Genomic DNA, 16,369 nt, shown 5'->3' with positions numbered 1-16,369 from the left:
TTCCCATGACACGCAGGCAAAAGCTGCGCCTAGTCGGCGCAGACATCCTTATCGAGGGCGCGTTGGCGCAAGGCGACCTTTGCGTTGCAGATCATCTGGTGTCGGTTCAGGGCATGGGCGCGGACCGGCAGATCGATCTGTCGGGATATATGGTGCTGCCGGGAATCATCGACCTGCATGGCGATGCGTTTGAACGCCATCTGGCCCCGCGCCCTTCTGCACCCTTTCCGGCAGAGATCGGCCTGCAATCGGTGGATCGCGATGCAGCCTCCAGCGGTGTCACCACCGCCTGGATGGCGCAAAGCTGGTCCTGGGAGGGCGGCACACGCGGCCCCGATTTCGCCGTGCAGTTCATGCAGGATCTGGCCCGCTATCGCCCGCAAGCATTGACCGATCTGCGTATCCAGTTGCGGTGCGAAACATTCACCGTGGATACTGCCGATCTGCTGATCGCCGCCGTGCGCGACCACAGGATCGACTATGTCATCTTCAACGACCACCTTGGTGAAGCGCTCGACATGATCAAGACCGACCCAGAAAACCTGTCGGTCTGGGGCAAACGCGGCGGGCGCGATCTGGCCGGGTTCATCCGGCTGCTGCACGACACCAAGGCGCTGGCGCCGCGCGTGCCGCGCTATCTGTGTAATCTGGCCGCGGCCTTTGATGAACTGGGCGTGAAATACGGCAGCCACGACGATCACGATGCCGCCACCCGCGATTATTACGGCATGATCGGCGCACGGGTCTGCGAATTTCCGACACGCCATGCGCCTGCCAGCGTGGCCAGAGCCAATGGAGATCCGGTGCTGATGGGCGCGCCCAATGTCGTGCGCGGCGGGTCGCAATCGGGCAATATCGCAGCGACCGATCTGATCCGCAGCGGGCTGTGTGATGCGCTGGTGTCGGATTACCATTATCCGTCGCTGGCCAATGCCGCCTTTACCCTTGCTGACAAGGGCATCCTGCCGTTCCCGCAGGCTTGGGCGATGATTTCCGGCAATCCCGCGCGGATCATGGGACTGGATGATCGCGGCATTATCGCGCCAGGCAAACGCGCCGATCTGGTGATCTGCAACGCTGCCACCCGCGCTATCGAAGGCACACTGGCCGCTGGTCGCTGGTCGCATCTGTGCGGTGAACTGGCCGACCGCGTCGGTCAGGCCCCTGCCCGGATGGCGCATGCCGCCGAATGATCATTCGTAACGGTCAAGGAAATCCAGCGCGGACAGGCTGCGGAAATCATCCAGCGCGGCGCGCAGCCGTTCATGCGGCCAGTCCCACCAGGCCAGCGCCATCATCCTTTCGGCGATCGGCGCGCTGAACCTTGCGCGCAAGGGTGTGGCGGGGATACCCGCAACGATCATATAAGGGGCGACATCCTTGGTCACGATCGCGCCACCGGCGACGACAGCCCCATGTCCGACAGTCACTTCGGGTCGGACCTGCGCGCCATGGCCGAACCACGTGTCATGGCCGATCACTGCCCTGCGCGACCGGCGATGCGCAAACCATGCTTCATCATCACTTGCATCGTCAAAGTAATCCGCTGACCGATAGTGAAAGTGATGCAGGCTCGCCTTGTCCATTGGATGGTCGGTGGCACCGATCCGCACGAAACCGGCGATATTGGCAAATTTTCCCACGGAGGCGTTGGCAATGTCGGCGAAACGGTCGCAATAGGAATAATCGCCGATATGGCTATGTGCGATCCGGCTGCCCTGCCCGACTTTGACATAGCTACCGAATGTCGCTTCGGTAATCGTGCAATCCGGTTCGATGAAAGGCGCATCAGCGGACAACCCTGCCATCAATGCCCACCATCGTCGCCCTTGATCAGCTTGCGCCGCAACCAACCGGAAATCGTATCCATCAGCATCACCATGATCAGGATCAGGACGATGTAATAGGTCACCTTTTCCCAATCGTTCTGGGTCTGGATCGCCTGTGTCAGGAACAGGCCGATCCCGCCACCGGTGATCGCGCCGATGATCGTTGCGCTGCGGGTGTTGGATTCGAAATAATACAGGATCTGGCTCAGCAATACCGGCGTCACCTGCGGGATCACCCCGAAACGATAGCGCTGCACAGGTTTCGCGCCGGTGGATTCCAGCCCCTCGATCTGCTTCGCATCGACGTTTTCCAGCGCCTCGGAAAAGCTTTTGCCGAAACTGCCGGTGTCGGTGACAAGGATCGCCAGCGCACCGGTCAACGGCCCGGGGCCAAAGGCGCGGCTGAGGATGATCGTCCAGATCAGCCCGTCCACGCCGCGCACGAAGTCGAAAACGCGACGCACGGCGAACCGCACAGCGACGACAGGGGCGAAATTCTTGGCCGCCAGAAAGGCCAGCGGCAAGGCGATGATCGCCGCGCCAAAGGTGCCCAGAAACGCCATCAGCACGGTTTCCCACATGGCCCAGGCCACATCGGAATGCCGCCACAGACCATTGTTCCAGAAATCCTGCCATGCCCCGACGATATTGCTGCGGTTCGCGTCCAATTGCGGGCCGGTCAGCAATCGCACCAACCCCACGTCATGATAGGGGCTCGACAGGGTGAACCAGAACATTTCCCAGCCAAAGGAATAACGAAACACCTCGGTCTTGGATCTTGTGTAGGTCAGTCGCCCCGCATCTGTGGTGATTGCCACCCGCGTGTCGGACGCATTGACCCAGGACGGTGCCGGATCGGGCAGATTGGTCACGACTACATCGTTGATCAATTGCAGGGTGATGGTCGGGAAATCGGGCATCTCATAGGTGACGCGCGTATCGTCAAGATAGGTCACGACATGACCATCCCCCAGATCGACCACCATATTGCCGCCATCGACAGCCACCCAATCGGGCGCGGTGCCGTCCGCATAGGTGCCTTGCCGCGCGCCTTCGATGGCAAAGGACAGATCACCGGACCGGTTGTCGCGGCTGACATGGGTCTTGTAGCTATAGCTGTCGGCGACCAGCGTGCGGGCATTGTCCATCCGCGCGCGTTCCGCCAGACCGGCAAAGTTGAAGCTGATGAAGATATAGGTCAGATAAATCAGGATCACCGCAGGTACGGCCAGCGCCACGAATTTCTTGCGTGCGAAAATCCTGACCGTCTGGTCGCGCAAATCGCCATCAATGATGAGCATGGTCATATCTGGTCCCCCTTTACCAATTTGTTGCGGTAATGGCTGGATAGCTGGTCAAAAAAGACGATGGTCAGGAACAGCAAGACGAAAATCGCCGCCGCCAGATCGAACCGTCCGGTGCCGAAGGTCATCGCGTTGCGCAGCTCGTATCCGATGCCGCCCGCACCGACAAAGCCAAGGATCGCCGAGGCGCGGATGTTGATCTCGAACCGCATCAGCGTATAGCTGAGGTAGTTGGGTGCCACCTGCGGGATCACCCCCAACAACATGCGCTGCGACCAGTTCGCACCCACGGATTCCAACCCTTCCACGGGCTTCAGATCGGCGTTTTCGGCGACCTCGGAATACAGCTTGCCCAGCGCGCCGGCGGTATGGATGGCAATCGCGATCATCGCAGGGATCGGTCCGCCGCCAAGGATAAAGATCAGCACCAGCGCGATGACGATTTCAGGGAAAGCGCGCATGATATCCATGATCCGGCGAAACACCGGGATCAGGCGCGGCCATTTCGCCAGCCCGCGTGTGGACAGCAGCGACAATACCAGCCCGAACAACGCACCGACCAAGGTCGATACGGCCGCGATATTGATCGTTTCCAGCAAGGCCGGAAAGAAGTTCACCAGATTGGCGGGCATCCGGTCGATCTTTTCCCAGGCTTCGCGGACGACACCGGCGGGAAAATCAAAGACCTGCGACAGGCCCGACCAGAACCCGCCGGCGCTGCGCGCATCCACGGTCTGAAAGCCGGTGACCATCAGCAATACGAATATCGCCAGAATGATACCGCCGTAGGCGCGTTTGCGGCGGGTCATCGCCATGTAATTGTCACGCGTTGTCTGCGTGTTTATGGGTCCTGCTGCGGATAGATCTGCCATTGGCCTGCCCTGTCACGAAAAAGCGCGGGCCCGGTTGATTCGGACCCGCGCGGGATTTGGGAACGCTTAGTTATCAATCTGCGTGCGGCGCACGGCGACGATGGATTCATAGGCATCATGGCTGATCGGCTGGAACCCGGCGGTGTCGCCTGCGGCCACGCCATAGGCGCAATCGGCGTCCGTTTCATGCAGATTGCCAGTCAGTTCGATCATGGTCGCTTTGACGTCTTCGGGCAGCGCCTGACGCAGAACGATCGGACCCTCGGGGATCGGCTTGGACTGCCAAATTTCGACCAGATCATTCATATCAACCAGCCCGCTGTCTACCGCGCGGCGCAATGCGCCGGAGTTATAGCCATCTTCCCAATCACCCAGACCGTCCGCCCAGGTCACGCCCGCGTCGATATCGCCATTCGCGACAGCGACGATGGTCTGTTCGTGTCCGCCGGTAAATACCACGTCAGAGAAATATTCGCCCGGTTCCATTGAAAAACCTTCTTCCGGAATCTCGACCAGTGGGATCAGATAGCCGGAAGTGGAGTTCGGATCGCCGAAAGCAAAGACTTTGCCTTCCATATCGGCCAGCGACGTGATGCCGCTGTCAGCGCGGGCAAACCCGATGGAATGGTAGGTATAGGACCCGTCAAGGTTGGTTTTGACCAGAACCGGTTCGACCGCATCAGGATCTTCCACATAAACGGCGGCATAGGCAGAGGCCCCCAGCCACGCCATGTCCAATGTGCCGCCGATCAGGCCCTGAATGACGCCGTTATAATCGGCAGCGGTAAACAGACGTGTAGGCACGCCCAGCGCTTCTTCGGTATAGGCGCGGAAACATTCGTTCGACGCAAGACGGTCCTGTGCGTTTTCACCGCCCAACAGGCCGATGCGGAATTCGGTGATGCTGTCCTGCGCAAAAGCAGGGGCCACAAGGGCGGTCGTCATCAGGGCGGTCGCGATGATCTTTTTCATGAAGGTCTCTCTTGGTTGCTGGTGCCCCGTGGGGCACGGGGGAAAGGGTCAAAGGGCGGCGGCTTTTTCCATCATGGCGGCAGCGGCGGCGCTTTGTTCGATCTGGGTGGACGTCATGCTTTCGGAAAAGCTGGCATCGGCCCCGTAGATGTCGCGCGCGACACCTGTGGTCAGTTGTTCGGGTGATCCGTCAAAAACGATCCGCCCGTCGCGCATCCCGATCACCCGGTCGCAATAGCGGCGCGCGGTATCAAGCGTGTGAAGGTTGGCGATGACCATGCGCCCGTCTTCTTCGTGGATGTCACGCAGCGCCTGCATCACGACCTGCGCATTCATCGGGTCGAGCGAGGCGATGGGTTCATCCGCCAGAATGATCCGCGGGTCCTGCATCAACGCGCGGGCGATCGCGACGCGCTGCTGCTGGCCGCCGGACAACGCCTCGGCCCGTTTGGGCGCATGGGCGGCCATGCCAAGCCGGTCGAGGATGTCGATAGCCTTGTGAATATCGGGGGTGGGGTAAAGGTTGAACATCGTGGCCAGCGTGGACTGGCGGTTCAATGTGCCGTGCAGCACGTTTGATACGACATCCATCCGCGGCACGAGGTTGAATTGCTGAAAGATCATCGCGCATTGCGATTGCCAGCTGCGCTTGGCCGCGCCGCGCAGGGCGGTCACAGCCAGCCCGTCAAAGGTGATCTGCCCAGATGTCGCGTCTGACAGCCGGTTCAATATCCGCAGCAGCGTTGATTTCCCCGCGCCGGACCGCCCGATGATCCCGATCATCATGGGTTTGTCGACGGTGAAACTGGCTGCACTGACAGCCGTGTTCGCGCCGAATGTCTTTGTCACTTTTTCGAATGTCAGCATGATCAGCCCCCTTGTCGGGCGGATCATTATGCCGGGTGCGTTTCACATTTGTGTTGGTTCCATGAACCTTTTGTAAATCGCACTTATGCGCGGTCGAGCGCCCAATCGGCCATGCCGGGCAGCATCGCATCGACCAGCGCCTGAAATCCCGCCACGATGGTGACAGGGTTGTCGTTGCCGACCGGCACCGACTGGCTGAACCTTTGGGTGCCGATCACCCGTTGATCCCGGTCATCCAGCACGGTCAGCGTGATATCGATCAGCACGGTAAAGCTGCCATCAGCCCCGACCGATACGTCAAACGCATCGATCCGGGTCAGCAGCGCGCTGTCCGGTACCGGCCCGCCGTCGCTGCGCCCGACATAGCCAATCCGCCCGGTGGCCGAAATGCTGCGCACCAGCAGGGATTGCACGACGCGCGGCAATTCATCGGTCCAGCGTGCCTGCGGCAGATAGGTGATCGCAGCGGCATTGGGGCGGATCATGATCCGGTCGGTGCTGATCGCCGCCGCCGCATCGGGCAAGGCCAGCAGCAAGGTGCGCTGTGTCCGCCGCCCGCCCGTGCTGCCCGCGCGCGGCGTCAGGTCATAGGTATCCAGCGGTGACGCCGCAGTATTCAGCGCCGACACAGCACCACAGCCCCCAAGGGCGACAGCACCCCCCAGCAGGGCAACACGGCGGGTCAGTTGGATGGGGGTCATGATCTATCTCCGATATTCGGGAACGCGGTTATCCAGGATAAACCCGGTCGGGTTGCTTTCGATCCGGCGCGCCAGCGTATTGAGCGTGGAAACCAGGCTGCGCGCCTCACTGCCAAAGCGGGTCAGCTCCGGCAGGCCGGTTGTTGTAAAGGCGCTGATGCCGGGGCTGGATTGTGCGACAGCTGCCTGCACCTGCACCACGACTTCATCCGCGCGTGCGATCAATGCACGCAGATCGGCGGCGATGGCGGGCACATCGGCGGTGACATCTTCGACCGCGACGCTGATCCTGCCGGCGGCGGTGCGCAGATCAGCCAGAACCGGGCCGATATCGCTTTGCAGGACATCATTGGCGCTGTCGAACGTATCCTGCGCCGATCCCAATGCGCCGTCGACCACCACCAGCGTGGTGTTGAGCGCGGCCAGCGACGTATGCGCCTGCGCGATCAGATCGGTGGCGGCGGTGATCGTCTGCTGCGCGTCGCTGGCCATGGGTTCCAGACGTGAGGTAAATCCAGTCACGTCCGCCGCCACATCCTCGACCGCGACGGCGGCGGTGTTCACCGCGCGGCGCACGTCCGCGACGATCAACGGCAGATCGGTGTTCACGACGGTTTCGACGGTGGCGATGGCGGCGCGCGCCTCGGCGATGAATGCAGTGCCATCGCCTTCGATCATTTCGCTGAAACTTTCCGATGCGGTGGTGACGGCATCAAACGCCTCGGACGCATCGGCAAGCGTTGTTTCCAGCTCTACCAGACGCGCATTGAGCAAACTGGCCGTCTCGCCGAAACCGTCCAGCGTATCGCTGGCGCGGGTGCTGATATCCCCTAGGCCGATTGCAATTTGCGTCAGCACGGCGGGAATTTGGTCGCGCATCAGGATTTCAGCCAAGGCAAACGTCCCCTCGAATCGTTCCAGTGCGGGGACCATCGTGTTCAGCACGGCATCGGCGGATATGAACGCCTGTTGCACGGCCACCAGCGCGCTGTCGGTGCTGCGCAATGTCGTGTCCACCCCTTCGCCAATGCTTTCCAGCCGGTCGGTGAACAGGGTGATCTGGGCGGTCGCATCGCGCACTGTGCCGCTGATGTCGGAAAAATCGCTCAGCGCCTGATCGAGCTGGCCGGATGTCCGCGCCAGATTGGACAGGATATCATTGACCAGCGCCTGATTTTCCGGCCCGGTGATGACCTGCGCCTGCTGCAGCAATTGCTTGGCCTCGGCCAGAATATCGGGTGCATCCTCGACCAGCGCCTGTACGGTAGACCGGCGTGACGGGATGATGGGCAGACCGTTGCTGAAATTCGACAAAGGCTCTGCCGCCTCTTCTCCGGTCGAAAGCGAGATATAGGCAACCCCGGTCACGCCCTGTGACTGCAATTGCGCGACGGTATTGCTGGTGACAGGGGTGGCAGCGTCAATCTGAATGGTGGTGAACACTTTGGAAGGATCATTTTCATAGATCCGCAAATTGATGACCGACCCGACTGCGATGCCGTTGTATGTCACAGCACCGGATGCATCCAGTCCAGTGACATCGTCGAACAGGATGCCATAGCTGGCATATTGCCGGTCCAGTTGCACCGAGGCGAGCCAGATAAAAAACCCCAGCGTCCCAAGGATCGCCGCAAGGGTAAAGGCCCCGATCAGGATAAAATTCGCACGGGTTTCCATCAGTTCGTCTCTTTCGGGTTCGCGTGGGGCATAGCCGCGCGGGCACGTGGCCCATGGAAATATTCCTGCACCCAAGGGTGATCGATATCCAGCATTTCCTGCATCGTCCCCACGGCCAGCACCTTTTTGTCAGCCAGCACGGCGATGCGGTCGCAGATCGCGTGCAGGCTGTCCAGATCATGCGTGACCAGAAACACAGTCAGGCCCAGCGATTTCTGTAGCTGCTTGATCAGCGTATCAAAAGCCGCCGCGCCAATCGGGTCAAGCCCCGCAGTGGGTTCGTCCAGAAACACGATTTCCGGGTCCAGCGCAATGGCGCGCGCAAAACCGGCCCTTTTGCGCATCCCGCCGGACAGTTCGGACGGATAATTGTCCTGCGCCTTGTCGGGCAGCCCGACCATGCGCACCTTGATCCCGGCCAGCAAGGCGCGCAGATCATCATCAAGGTTCAATTGTTCGCGCATCGGCGCTTCGACATTCTGGCGCACATTCAGCGATGAAAACAGCGCGCCGTCCTGAAACATCACGCCCCAGCGGCGGCGCAGCGCGCGGTAATCCTCGGCGGAGGTGTCGCGCACGCTTTGGCCGAACACCTCGATCTGGCCCTCAGCGGGTTTGAGCAATCCGACAATCGCGCGCAACAGCACCGATTTGCCGGTGCCGGACCCGCCGACGACGCCGATAATCTCGCCGCGTTTGACATCCAGATCCAGCCCGTCATGCACGACATTGGTGCCAAACCGGGTCACGAGGCCGCGTACACTGATGATGGCTTCGTCCGTCATCATACCCCCACGATGGCAAAGAAGATCGAAAACAAGGCGTCGACCACAATCACCATGAAGATCGCCATCACGACGGACGCCGATGTCAGCCGCCCGAGGCTTTCTGCATCGCCGCCGACCTTCATCCCCTGATAACAGCCGATGATCCCGATGATCAGCGCAAAAAACGGTGCCTTGATCATGCCGACGTTGAAATGCCACACGTCGGTATTGCTGACCAGACGCGACTGGAACACCGCAGGCGATACGCCAAGTTCGATCCAGGACATCATCGCCCCCCCGATCAGGCCCGACACATTGGCGATCAGCCCCAGCGCGGGCAGCATGATAATCAGCGCAAGCACACGCGGCACGATCAGGATCGCGACAGGGTCAAGGCCAAGCGTGCGCATCGCGTCAATCTCTTCACGCATCTTCATTGACCCGATGGCGGCGGTAAAGGCCGACCCGGACCGGCCCGCCACGATGATCGCGGTCAGCAGGATACCCAGTTCGCGCAGGATGGAAATGGCGATCAGATCGACGACAAATACCTCTGCCCCGAACTGGCGCAACTGGGCAGAGCCCTGAAACGCGAGCACGACGCCGATCAGAAACGCCATCAGCGCGACGATCGGCACCGCCTGCACACCGACCTGCTGGCAATGATGCACAACCGAGGTCAGGCGTAGCTGGCCCGGATAGCGGATCACCCGGCCCAGTGTGGCCATCACCTGCCCCAGAAAGGAAATCAGCTCCAGCCCGTTGCGACCACCCAGCAGCACACGGCGGCCCAGATTTTCCAGGTAGTCGGACAGGCCTGCTGCTTTCGGCGCGGGCGCATCCTCTGGCGGCATATTGCGGCGGATCGTGGCGATCAACTGATCCTGCGCATCGCTGGCTCCGGTGATTTTCGTGCGGTCGCCATCGGGCATCCGACGTTGCAGATCAACCAGAAACCATGCGCCGGCAGTGTCCAGCCGGGTCAGCCCTTCGATATCGATGACCTGAGCGTCCTGCGCCTTTTCATAGGTGCCGGGCCGGTCCAGATGTTCAAAGCAGTCAATCGTCAATTGACCATGCGCCAGCAGGCGGCCCCCATCCAGCACGAAACGCATGGCACCGGTCATGCGCGCCGCCCGTTGCGGGACGCGGCGGAGGTTTTGCAGCGGGGTCCTGTCATGATCATGCCGGACATGCTATCCTCTGAGGGTGTCGGGGCGCGCAATCGTCATCGCGTCCTGCGTACCTATGACCTTGATCAAATGCACGCGCAACAGGTCGCACATCTGCGCAGCGCGGGCAAGCACATGGTTGATCTGGGTCAACGCAAAGACACAACAGCCATGCGACCGTGAACCATGACCCCGGATAGGACAAAGGAACCGTCCCATGAACAGATTAACCGCCCTGATCGTTGTCGATGCCGCCTGCAGTGACGACAGGATCAGACATTATATTTCCAGCCTTCCTGCGCAGGGCGTACATCTGTCGGTCATGGTGATCGGGGTCGCGCCATCCTTGCCGATGTGGGCCTATGGGTCTGCGCCTTATGGCCCGATCATCTTTCCCGACACCTGGCACGACAACTACCGCGAAGGCGGGGCCGAGGTGACGACACGTGCCGAAGCCATCGAAAAGTTGCTGCAAGGCACTGATGTTCCCGGCGACGTGACCACCGCCTATTGCGATGCGCAGATGCTGGACGAACGGGTCGCCGCGCGCGCGGGGATGGCCGATCTGGTGCTGATCGATCCCCACCTGACCGAGCGTGACTTTACCTTCCAGCAGGCTGTGGACGGGGTTTTGTTCAACACCCCGGTGGCGGCTGTGCTGAATGCCAAAGGCGTGGATCAGGTGATCCATGCCCAGCGCCCGATGCTGTCATGGAACGGCAGCCTGCCTGCCCTGCGCGCGGTGCACCGCGCCCTGCCGATCCTGCAACAGGCCGAGGCGGTCACGATCCTGATCATCGACCCCGACCAGCATGGGCCAGAGGGTGAAAACCCCGGCAGTGACGTGGCCACATGGCTGACGCGGCACGGCTGCAACGTGACGGTGCAACAATCGCCCAGCGGCGGCCATGATGTCGGCAAATGCATCCTTGACCGCGCCAGCGAACTGGGGGCCGATCTTATCGTCATGGGGGCTTACGTTCATTCGCGGGCGCGCCAGCGCATTTTCGGCGGCACCACGCAGATCATGGTCGGGCAGAAAGACCATGCGACCCTGCTGGCCCATTGACAGGTAAGAGGGGCGGGTCATTCCCTGCCCGCCCCTCCCCTCGCAGGTGACGGGCCGGACGGCGACCTAGGACTTGGGCTTTGCGTGCAGATCAGCGGCCAGCCTGCCGGTCATCGCGATCAACCTGCCGGTTTCGGCCTGATATTGTGCGATGGCGTTCTGGACAAAGGTTGCCTGCACGTGCCGCACTTCGCCCAGCGTCTTGCATTCCAGCAGCGCTTGGCGGGTCTGCAGGTCTTCCTTCAACCGCTCTGCCATGAACGCGGCAACGGTGTTGCTCATCGCCGTCACGTTTCCGAGCCAGGCGGCGGTCATCCATGATACCGGGGCCAGCGGGGCCACCGCGGTGAATGCTTCCAGCGCGTCGGGCGCAAGCGTTTGGGTGTCATCCTGCTTGGTCATATCCGTCTCCTAGAAAAAGGGGGGCGATGCGGGATTTTAGCACAATCAGACGACCGTTGCTTGACCTGCATCAATCAACCTTGATTTCGGCGATTAACCACCACTTCGCCCCAGACCGGCAGATGGTCCGATGCCTTGAGGCTTTGCCGCGTCTGCACGACACCGCCATCGGTCAGTGTGACATCGCGGCTCAGCGCGATCCGGTCGAGCGCCGCCATCGGCAATGCGGCATGAAACGACTTGCCCGGCGCGTGGATCGTGAAATCATCGCGCAGAGGGTCCAGTCCGCGTTTGGCCGACCATTCGTTGAAATCGCCAAGAACCACGCTGGCCTGCGCATCGGGATCAACGGCCGCCCGTATCGCCGCCAATTGTGCCTGCCGGTGATAGCGGGTCAGCCCCAGATGGGTGGCGACGATGCTGATACCCCCGCCCAGCCCCAGATCGACGCGCAGGGCGCCGCGCGGTTCCAGCCCCGGCAGGGTCAGGCGGATCACCTGCCGCACATGGGTGCCGCGCCGGACAAGCACGGCATTTCCGTGCCAACCAAGCCCGTTACCATCCGCACCCACCGGCACGATATCGTAATCGGTATGTTCCGCGATCATCTGCGCCGACAACGCGCCTGGCCTGCCGCGCCAGCGAAAATCGACCTCTTGCACGGCGACCACATCCGCCGAAAGCCCGGCAAGGATATCCACGATGCGGCCCGGATCATAACGTCCGTCAACCCCCTTGGCCTTGCGTATGTTATAAGAAGCAAGCCGCAAGGGCCGCAGGTTATGGGATGCATCTGGCATGCGCATAATATAGGAACGAGATTGCCTGCATGAAAGACCAGCCGGAAATGACTGACAGATCAAAGCATAATACCGCCAACCTCAGATTCCTGATGCCGGTCTGGATCGCCCTGATCCTGTCTGTCATCGTGGCGGTCTGGGAAGGCTGGTGGCCGCTGGCTGCAATGTCGACGCTGACGCTGATCCTGTCGCTGGCACCGAACCTTCTCGCGTCGCGGTACGACATCGCACTGCCCAAGGCTTTTGTGGTCAGTATGGTGGTGTTCATTGTCGCATCGCTGATCATGGGCGAAGTCTTTGACGTCTATTACCGCATATGGTGGTGGGATCTCGCCTTGCACGGCTTGTCCGCCATCGCGCTTGGGATGATCGGATTTCTGTTCATCTATATGCTGTTCCACGGTGATAATTTCGCAGCCCCAGCCGGTGCCATTGCCTTTCTGGCCTTTACCTTCGCGCTCAGCATCGGCGCGCTGTGGGAAATCTTTGAATATACGATGGATGTGGTTTTTGGCACCAATATGCAGAAAAGCGCCAATGACACGATGATCGACCTGATCTTCGATGCTATCGGCGCCATCGTCGGTGCGCTGGCGGGCTATGCCTATCTCAAGGGGCGCCGAAAGGGGCTGTTGTCACGTCTGCTCAATGACTTTGTTACGCTGAACAGGCATTTGTACAAAAAGACCCGCCGTCTGGATCGCGACTAGACATTGCTGCGGTCCGCCCAACCGGCAAAGGTTTTTTCCAGCGCCACGACGATGTAATACAGAAAAATCCCCAACAGCGCCAAGGCGATCAGCACGGCGAACATCAACGGATAGTCGGAATTTGTCTTGCCGCTGTCGAACAATGCCCCCAAGCCGCGGCCATGCGGCGATACGATCTCCATCAGATTGGTGCCGATAAAGGCCAGTGTGACTGCCACCTTCAACGCGCCGAAAAACTCCGGCAGCGTCTTGGGCAGCGCGATTTTCCAGAAAATCGTGGATTGCGACGCGCCCAGCGACCGCAGGATATCGCGGTATTCAGGTTCCAGCGTGGACAACCCGATGGAAACGGACACAGCAATCGGGAAGAAACTGATCATGAAGGCGATCAGCACCGTGTTGAAATCATGCCAGCCGACGAACAACAGCGCCACGATGGGGACCACCGTCGCCTTTGGCACTGCGTTGAACCCTACCAGCAGCGGATAAAGCGCGTCGCGCATCAGCCGCGAAAAGCCCATGATCATGCCAAGTGCTGTGCCAAAGATCACCGCCAGCAACAACCCGGCCATCGTGCGCCACAATGTCTGCCAGCCCATGACAAGGAAAAGTTCGGAATATTTCGCATAGGCCGGCGGCAGGTCGCTGGGTGCCGCCATCTTGTAGGTGGGCCAGCCCATGACCCAGACCAAAGCCTCCCACGCGACAAGGAACAGCACCAGCGCCGTGACCGGCACGACAATTTGCTGCACCTTCATGGCTGCACCTCGGCGGGCACGCGGCCTTGGGCAACCTCGATCTGGTGACGCAGGATATTGAGCATATTCGCAGCCTCGGGCGTATAAAGATGATCCAGCGTGCGCACACCGGTATCGGGGATATCCATCACATATTGGGTCCGCGCAGGTCTGCCTGACAAGACGACAACCTGATCGGCCAGAAAAATGGATTCGCGCAGATCATGCGTGATCAACACGCCGGTAAAGGGTTCCTCGGCCTTCACGCGGTGCATGATCTGCCACAGGTCTTCGCGGGTAAAGGCATCGAGCGCGCCGAAAGGTTCGTCCAGGATCAGAACCTCCGGCGCATGGATCAGCGCGCGACACAGCGATGCCCGCTGTTTCATGCCCCCCGACAATTCTGACGGGCGCTTGTTTTCAAACCCTTCCAAGCCCACAAGCGCCAGCAACTTGCGTGCGCGTTCCTCGCCCTGCGCCTTGGACAGCTTGGTCGGCACAATTTCCAACGGCAGCAACACGTTTTGCAGGATCGTGCGCCATTCCAGCAGGACGGGGTTCTGGAACGCCATGCCGACATTGGACCGCGGTGCGGTGATGCGGGTGCCATGCACCCGCACTTCACCCTCGTCCGGTATCAGCAGGCCCGCGACCAGCCGGGTCAGGGTGGACTTGCCACAGCCCGACGGGCCGACGACCGCGACAAAGCCACCTTCCGGCACGGACAATTCCAGACCGTCCAGCACTGGCAAAGGGCCAGAGGCGGTGCGATATGCATGCCGCACCCCCTTGATATCAATCAGGTTATCCAAGGTTATTCAGCCAACGAAAACCCGCCCTCGGGCAGATAGGCATCGGTGAAATACAAGGATGCATCGGCTGCGTTGACGAATTCGTAAGTCGTGGCGATCTGTTCCAGCGATGTCGCCATGCGCGCATCGTCGATGATGCCGAACCCGTTTTCCATTACCCAGTCGGTCGCGACGTTGTCTTCGATCGACAGTTCCAGACGGCGCAGTTCCAGTTCGGCGTCAGCGGCGGGGTTGCGCGACATCAGAAGGGGGATCACCGCCTCCGGGTCGGCAATGGCCGCGGCCCAGCCTTCGGCCACACCTTGCAGGAAGTTGGAAATCACTTCGGGGTTGGCTTCAGCATATTCGGTGTTGACGATGATCACATTGCCGTAAAGTTCGACCCCGTAATCGGCCATCAACAGCGTGACCAGATCATCCTCTGGCACACCAAGGCGGGCGGTGTTCAGATAGGACGTGAACGAAAAGCCGGTGATCGCGGCGACATTGCCTTCGGCCAGCATCGGTTCGCGTGTGGGGAAACCGACGGGTTCAACCGTGATTGCAGACATATCAAGGTCATTCTCAGCCGCGAAGATCGGGAATTGCGCCCATGCGCCATCGGGCGGCGGCGCGCCCAGCACGCGGCCTTCGAGACTTTTCGGCGTATCGATGCCAAGCGACCGGCGCCCGATAATCGCAAAGGGCGGCTTGTCATAGATCATCATCGCGCCGATCACGGGTGCGCCGGGGTTCTGGTCCAGAAACTTGATCAGACTGTTGATATCGGCCATCCCGACAGGAAATGCGCCCGTCGCCACCTTGGGGATCGCGTCCAGCGATCCATCACCGGCAGCAACCGTCACGTTCAGGTCCAGTGCGGCGAAATTGCCGTTGTCGATGGCGGCGAAATAAGGCGCCGCCGGTCCTTCGAACCGCCAGTCCAGCGTGAATGGCAGATCGGTCTGCGCCTGCGCCGCTGTCGCGCCGGTCAGCGCCACGGCCAGAATTGTGCGATTGAACATGTTGTTTTCCCCGTGAATAGATTGATGGTCTTGCGACAGATTTCATCTGCGGCGCACAAAGACACCAGCCAGCCTGCCCCACCCTGATCACATCCATAGCAGAACAGTTACGATTTGATCAATTGTTGTGCGGCTTGCCGCAAAAGAAAGCAGAAGTTCGGCAAACCTGCGTCACCGTCGCAAGGTCGCATTGGCGGAAATATTGCCGATCATGCGCAGACAAGGTTGCGCATTGTCAAAGGTGCTGCCAATCACAGGAGGGATAAACGGCCCCGGCCGAAGGTTACTGGAGGATCAAAATGAATCTATCGTCAAAACTGCTGATCGTGGCGGTGATGTCATTGGGCGCCTGCGCCGAAATGCCGATGCAGTCCACGGCCGATGCGTCTGGCAGCGTCAGCAATGTGCCGGACTCCGTCCGCGAAATCGCAGCACCGTTTCAGGATCTGAGCACGGTTGTATTTCTGGAAGAAGACAATTGCTATTGGTACGAACACCAAGGCCCGGTCGAAACGACCTTGCTGCCATTGCGCACCGTGACCGGCAGCACGATCTGCGCCGAAACAGCACCACCACCGGCGGCCTGACCGTAGGGTGCGCCCGCGGGCGCACCCCGCTGGAGGATAAGCTAAGCGCGGTGACGGGTTACGCTGGGTACAACACCCCACTCACCC

At 60.6% G+C, this 16,369-nt stretch carries 19 protein-coding genes; 4 read left to right on the top strand and 15 right to left on the bottom strand.

What is annotated here, in order from left to right:
* Positions 1 to 5: 5 nt before the first annotated feature.
* Entirely contained in the window at positions 6 to 1,193 is a 1,188-nt protein-coding gene (locus ACK4TM_RS02555; RefSeq protein ID WP_409696248.1) for an alpha-D-ribose 1-methylphosphonate 5-triphosphate diphosphatase, read from the top strand.
* Here the strand turns inward: ACK4TM_RS02555 and ACK4TM_RS02550 are convergent, their stop codons facing one another.
* The 10 genes from ACK4TM_RS02550 to ACK4TM_RS02505 all read right to left on the bottom strand — a co-directional run bounded on the left by ACK4TM_RS02550 (position 1,194) and on the right by ACK4TM_RS02505 (position 10,314).
* Positions 1,194 to 1,808, bottom strand: coding sequence for a chloramphenicol acetyltransferase (locus ACK4TM_RS02550; protein WP_409696245.1), 615 nt, complete (start codon positions 1,806 to 1,808; stop codon positions 1,194 to 1,196). It abuts the gene before it with no gap.
* Positions 1,808 to 3,136: a phosphonate ABC transporter, permease protein PhnE gene (gene phnE / locus ACK4TM_RS02545; RefSeq protein WP_409696242.1), complete on the bottom strand. Its 1,329-nt coding sequence runs from the start codon at positions 3,134 to 3,136 to the stop codon at positions 1,808 to 1,810. Before phnE (ACK4TM_RS02545) ends, ACK4TM_RS02550 begins: the two co-directional genes overlap by 1 nt.
* A complete protein-coding gene (phnE, locus tag ACK4TM_RS02540) occupies positions 3,133 to 4,005 on the bottom strand; it encodes a phosphonate ABC transporter, permease protein PhnE (protein ID WP_409696239.1) in 873 nt (290 codons plus the stop codon). The genes phnE (ACK4TM_RS02545) and phnE (ACK4TM_RS02540) overlap by 4 nt, the downstream gene beginning before the upstream one ends.
* A gap of 66 nt (positions 4,006 to 4,071) precedes the next feature.
* A complete protein-coding gene (phnD, locus tag ACK4TM_RS02535; RefSeq protein WP_409696237.1) occupies positions 4,072 to 4,977 on the bottom strand; it encodes a phosphonate ABC transporter substrate-binding protein in 906 nt (301 codons plus the stop codon).
* Between the two features lie 48 nt (positions 4,978 to 5,025).
* Complete coding sequence (gene phnC, locus ACK4TM_RS02530) at positions 5,026 to 5,844, bottom strand: phosphonate ABC transporter ATP-binding protein (RefSeq protein WP_409696234.1); 819 nt, start codon at positions 5,842 to 5,844, stop codon at positions 5,026 to 5,028.
* A gap of 83 nt (positions 5,845 to 5,927) precedes the next feature.
* Positions 5,928 to 6,545, bottom strand: coding sequence for an ABC-type transport auxiliary lipoprotein family protein (locus ACK4TM_RS02525; protein ID WP_409696231.1), 618 nt, complete (start codon positions 6,543 to 6,545; stop codon positions 5,928 to 5,930).
* 3 nt (positions 6,546 to 6,548) lie between these two features.
* The gene (locus ACK4TM_RS02520) at positions 6,549 to 8,222 is read right to left on the bottom strand and encodes an MlaD family protein (protein WP_409696228.1); all 1,674 of its coding nucleotides are present in this window, start codon (positions 8,220 to 8,222) and stop codon (positions 6,549 to 6,551) included.
* Positions 8,222 to 9,007 (bottom strand): ABC transporter ATP-binding protein, encoded by a 786-nt coding sequence (locus ACK4TM_RS02515; protein WP_409696225.1) that lies wholly within the window; start codon positions 9,005 to 9,007, stop codon positions 8,222 to 8,224. Before ACK4TM_RS02515 ends, ACK4TM_RS02520 begins: the two co-directional genes overlap by 1 nt.
* Entirely contained in the window at positions 9,007 to 10,116 is a 1,110-nt protein-coding gene (locus tag ACK4TM_RS02510) for an MlaE family lipid ABC transporter permease subunit (RefSeq protein ID WP_409696222.1), read from the bottom strand. The genes ACK4TM_RS02515 and ACK4TM_RS02510 overlap by 1 nt, the downstream gene beginning before the upstream one ends.
* A gap of 69 nt (positions 10,117 to 10,185) precedes the next feature.
* On the bottom strand, positions 10,186 to 10,314 hold the full coding sequence (locus ACK4TM_RS02505) for a hypothetical protein (RefSeq protein ID WP_409696219.1): 129 nt from the start codon (positions 10,312 to 10,314) through the stop codon (positions 10,186 to 10,188).
* A 64-nt stretch (positions 10,315 to 10,378) separates the two neighbouring features.
* Between ACK4TM_RS02505 and ACK4TM_RS02500 the strand changes: the two genes are divergently transcribed.
* Positions 10,379 to 11,230, top strand: a complete 852-nt coding sequence (locus ACK4TM_RS02500; RefSeq protein WP_409696216.1) for a universal stress protein — start codon at positions 10,379 to 10,381, stop codon at positions 11,228 to 11,230.
* Positions 11,231 to 11,296: 66 nt separating this feature from the next.
* Here ACK4TM_RS02500 and ACK4TM_RS02495 read toward each other — a convergent pair whose 3' ends face one another.
* Positions 11,297 to 11,632, bottom strand: a complete 336-nt coding sequence (locus ACK4TM_RS02495; protein WP_409696213.1) for a phasin family protein — start codon at positions 11,630 to 11,632, stop codon at positions 11,297 to 11,299.
* Between the two features lie 74 nt (positions 11,633 to 11,706).
* Positions 11,707 to 12,432, bottom strand: coding sequence for an endonuclease/exonuclease/phosphatase family protein (locus tag ACK4TM_RS02490; protein WP_409696210.1), 726 nt, complete (start codon positions 12,430 to 12,432; stop codon positions 11,707 to 11,709).
* Between the two features lie 29 nt (positions 12,433 to 12,461).
* Between ACK4TM_RS02490 and ACK4TM_RS02485 the strand changes: the two genes are divergently transcribed.
* Positions 12,462 to 13,142 (top strand): hypothetical protein, encoded by a 681-nt coding sequence (locus ACK4TM_RS02485; RefSeq protein WP_409696207.1) that lies wholly within the window; start codon positions 12,462 to 12,464, stop codon positions 13,140 to 13,142.
* Here the strand turns inward: ACK4TM_RS02485 and ACK4TM_RS02480 are convergent.
* Genes ACK4TM_RS02480 through ACK4TM_RS02470 form a run of 3 tightly spaced genes read right to left on the bottom strand, consistent with a single transcriptional unit; the run spans position 13,139 to position 15,695 of the window.
* Complete coding sequence (locus tag ACK4TM_RS02480; RefSeq protein WP_409696204.1) at positions 13,139 to 13,900, bottom strand: ABC transporter permease; 762 nt, start codon at positions 13,898 to 13,900, stop codon at positions 13,139 to 13,141. The two genes, ACK4TM_RS02485 and ACK4TM_RS02480, sit on opposite strands and share 4 nt — an antisense overlap.
* Entirely contained in the window at positions 13,897 to 14,691 is a 795-nt protein-coding gene (locus tag ACK4TM_RS02475; RefSeq protein WP_409696201.1) for an ABC transporter ATP-binding protein, read from the bottom strand. The genes ACK4TM_RS02480 and ACK4TM_RS02475 overlap by 4 nt, the downstream gene beginning before the upstream one ends.
* A gap of 2 nt (positions 14,692 to 14,693) precedes the next feature.
* Positions 14,694 to 15,695 carry an ABC transporter substrate-binding protein gene (locus ACK4TM_RS02470; RefSeq protein WP_409696199.1) on the bottom strand — a complete coding sequence of 334 codons (1,002 nt, stop codon included), beginning with the start codon at positions 15,693 to 15,695 and terminating at the stop codon, positions 14,694 to 14,696.
* A gap of 299 nt (positions 15,696 to 15,994) precedes the next feature.
* Between ACK4TM_RS02470 and ACK4TM_RS02465 the strand changes: the two genes are divergently transcribed.
* A complete protein-coding gene (locus ACK4TM_RS02465; protein ID WP_409696196.1) occupies positions 15,995 to 16,282 on the top strand; it encodes a hypothetical protein in 288 nt (95 codons plus the stop codon).
* Positions 16,283 to 16,369: the final 87 nt, after the last annotated feature.

It is taken from the genome of Yoonia sp., assembly GCF_046292185.1.
GTDB lineage: Bacteria > Pseudomonadota > Alphaproteobacteria > Rhodobacterales > Rhodobacteraceae > Yoonia.
The sequence above is the reverse complement of the archived record's forward strand: the minus strand, read 5'-3'. Positions and strand labels throughout refer to the sequence as shown.

Coding starts and splice junctions, on each gene's coding strand:
- phnE (WP_409696242.1), bottom strand. CDS start 3,136: ATGACCATGCTCATCATTGATGGCGATTTGCGCGACCAGACGGTCAGG.
- ACK4TM_RS02550 (WP_409696245.1), bottom strand. CDS start 1,808: ATGGCAGGGTTGTCCGCTGATGCGCCTTTCATCGAACCGGATTGCACG.
- ACK4TM_RS02500 (WP_409696216.1), top strand. CDS start 10,379: ATGAACAGATTAACCGCCCTGATCGTTGTCGATGCCGCCTGCAGTGAC.
- ACK4TM_RS02465 (WP_409696196.1), top strand. CDS start 15,995: ATGAATCTATCGTCAAAACTGCTGATCGTGGCGGTGATGTCATTGGGC.
- ACK4TM_RS02485 (WP_409696207.1), top strand. CDS start 12,462: ATGAAAGACCAGCCGGAAATGACTGACAGATCAAAGCATAATACCGCC.
- ACK4TM_RS02525 (WP_409696231.1), bottom strand. CDS start 6,545: ATGACCCCCATCCAACTGACCCGCCGTGTTGCCCTGCTGGGGGGTGCT.
- ACK4TM_RS02490 (WP_409696210.1), bottom strand. CDS start 12,432: ATGCCAGATGCATCCCATAACCTGCGGCCCTTGCGGCTTGCTTCTTAT.
- ACK4TM_RS02480 (WP_409696204.1), bottom strand. CDS start 13,900: ATGAAGGTGCAGCAAATTGTCGTGCCGGTCACGGCGCTGGTGCTGTTC.
- phnD (WP_409696237.1), bottom strand. CDS start 4,977: ATGAAAAAGATCATCGCGACCGCCCTGATGACGACCGCCCTTGTGGCC.
- ACK4TM_RS02520 (WP_409696228.1), bottom strand. CDS start 8,222: ATGGAAACCCGTGCGAATTTTATCCTGATCGGGGCCTTTACCCTTGCG.
- phnC (WP_409696234.1), bottom strand. CDS start 5,844: ATGCTGACATTCGAAAAAGTGACAAAGACATTCGGCGCGAACACGGCT.
- ACK4TM_RS02515 (WP_409696225.1), bottom strand. CDS start 9,007: ATGACGGACGAAGCCATCATCAGTGTACGCGGCCTCGTGACCCGGTTT.
- ACK4TM_RS02555 (WP_409696248.1), top strand. CDS start 6: ATGACACGCAGGCAAAAGCTGCGCCTAGTCGGCGCAGACATCCTTATC.
- ACK4TM_RS02470 (WP_409696199.1), bottom strand. CDS start 15,695: ATGTTCAATCGCACAATTCTGGCCGTGGCGCTGACCGGCGCGACAGCG.
- phnE (WP_409696239.1), bottom strand. CDS start 4,005: ATGGCAGATCTATCCGCAGCAGGACCCATAAACACGCAGACAACGCGT.
- ACK4TM_RS02510 (WP_409696222.1), bottom strand. CDS start 10,116: ATGACCGGTGCCATGCGTTTCGTGCTGGATGGGGGCCGCCTGCTGGCG.
- ACK4TM_RS02495 (WP_409696213.1), bottom strand. CDS start 11,632: ATGACCAAGCAGGATGACACCCAAACGCTTGCGCCCGACGCGCTGGAA.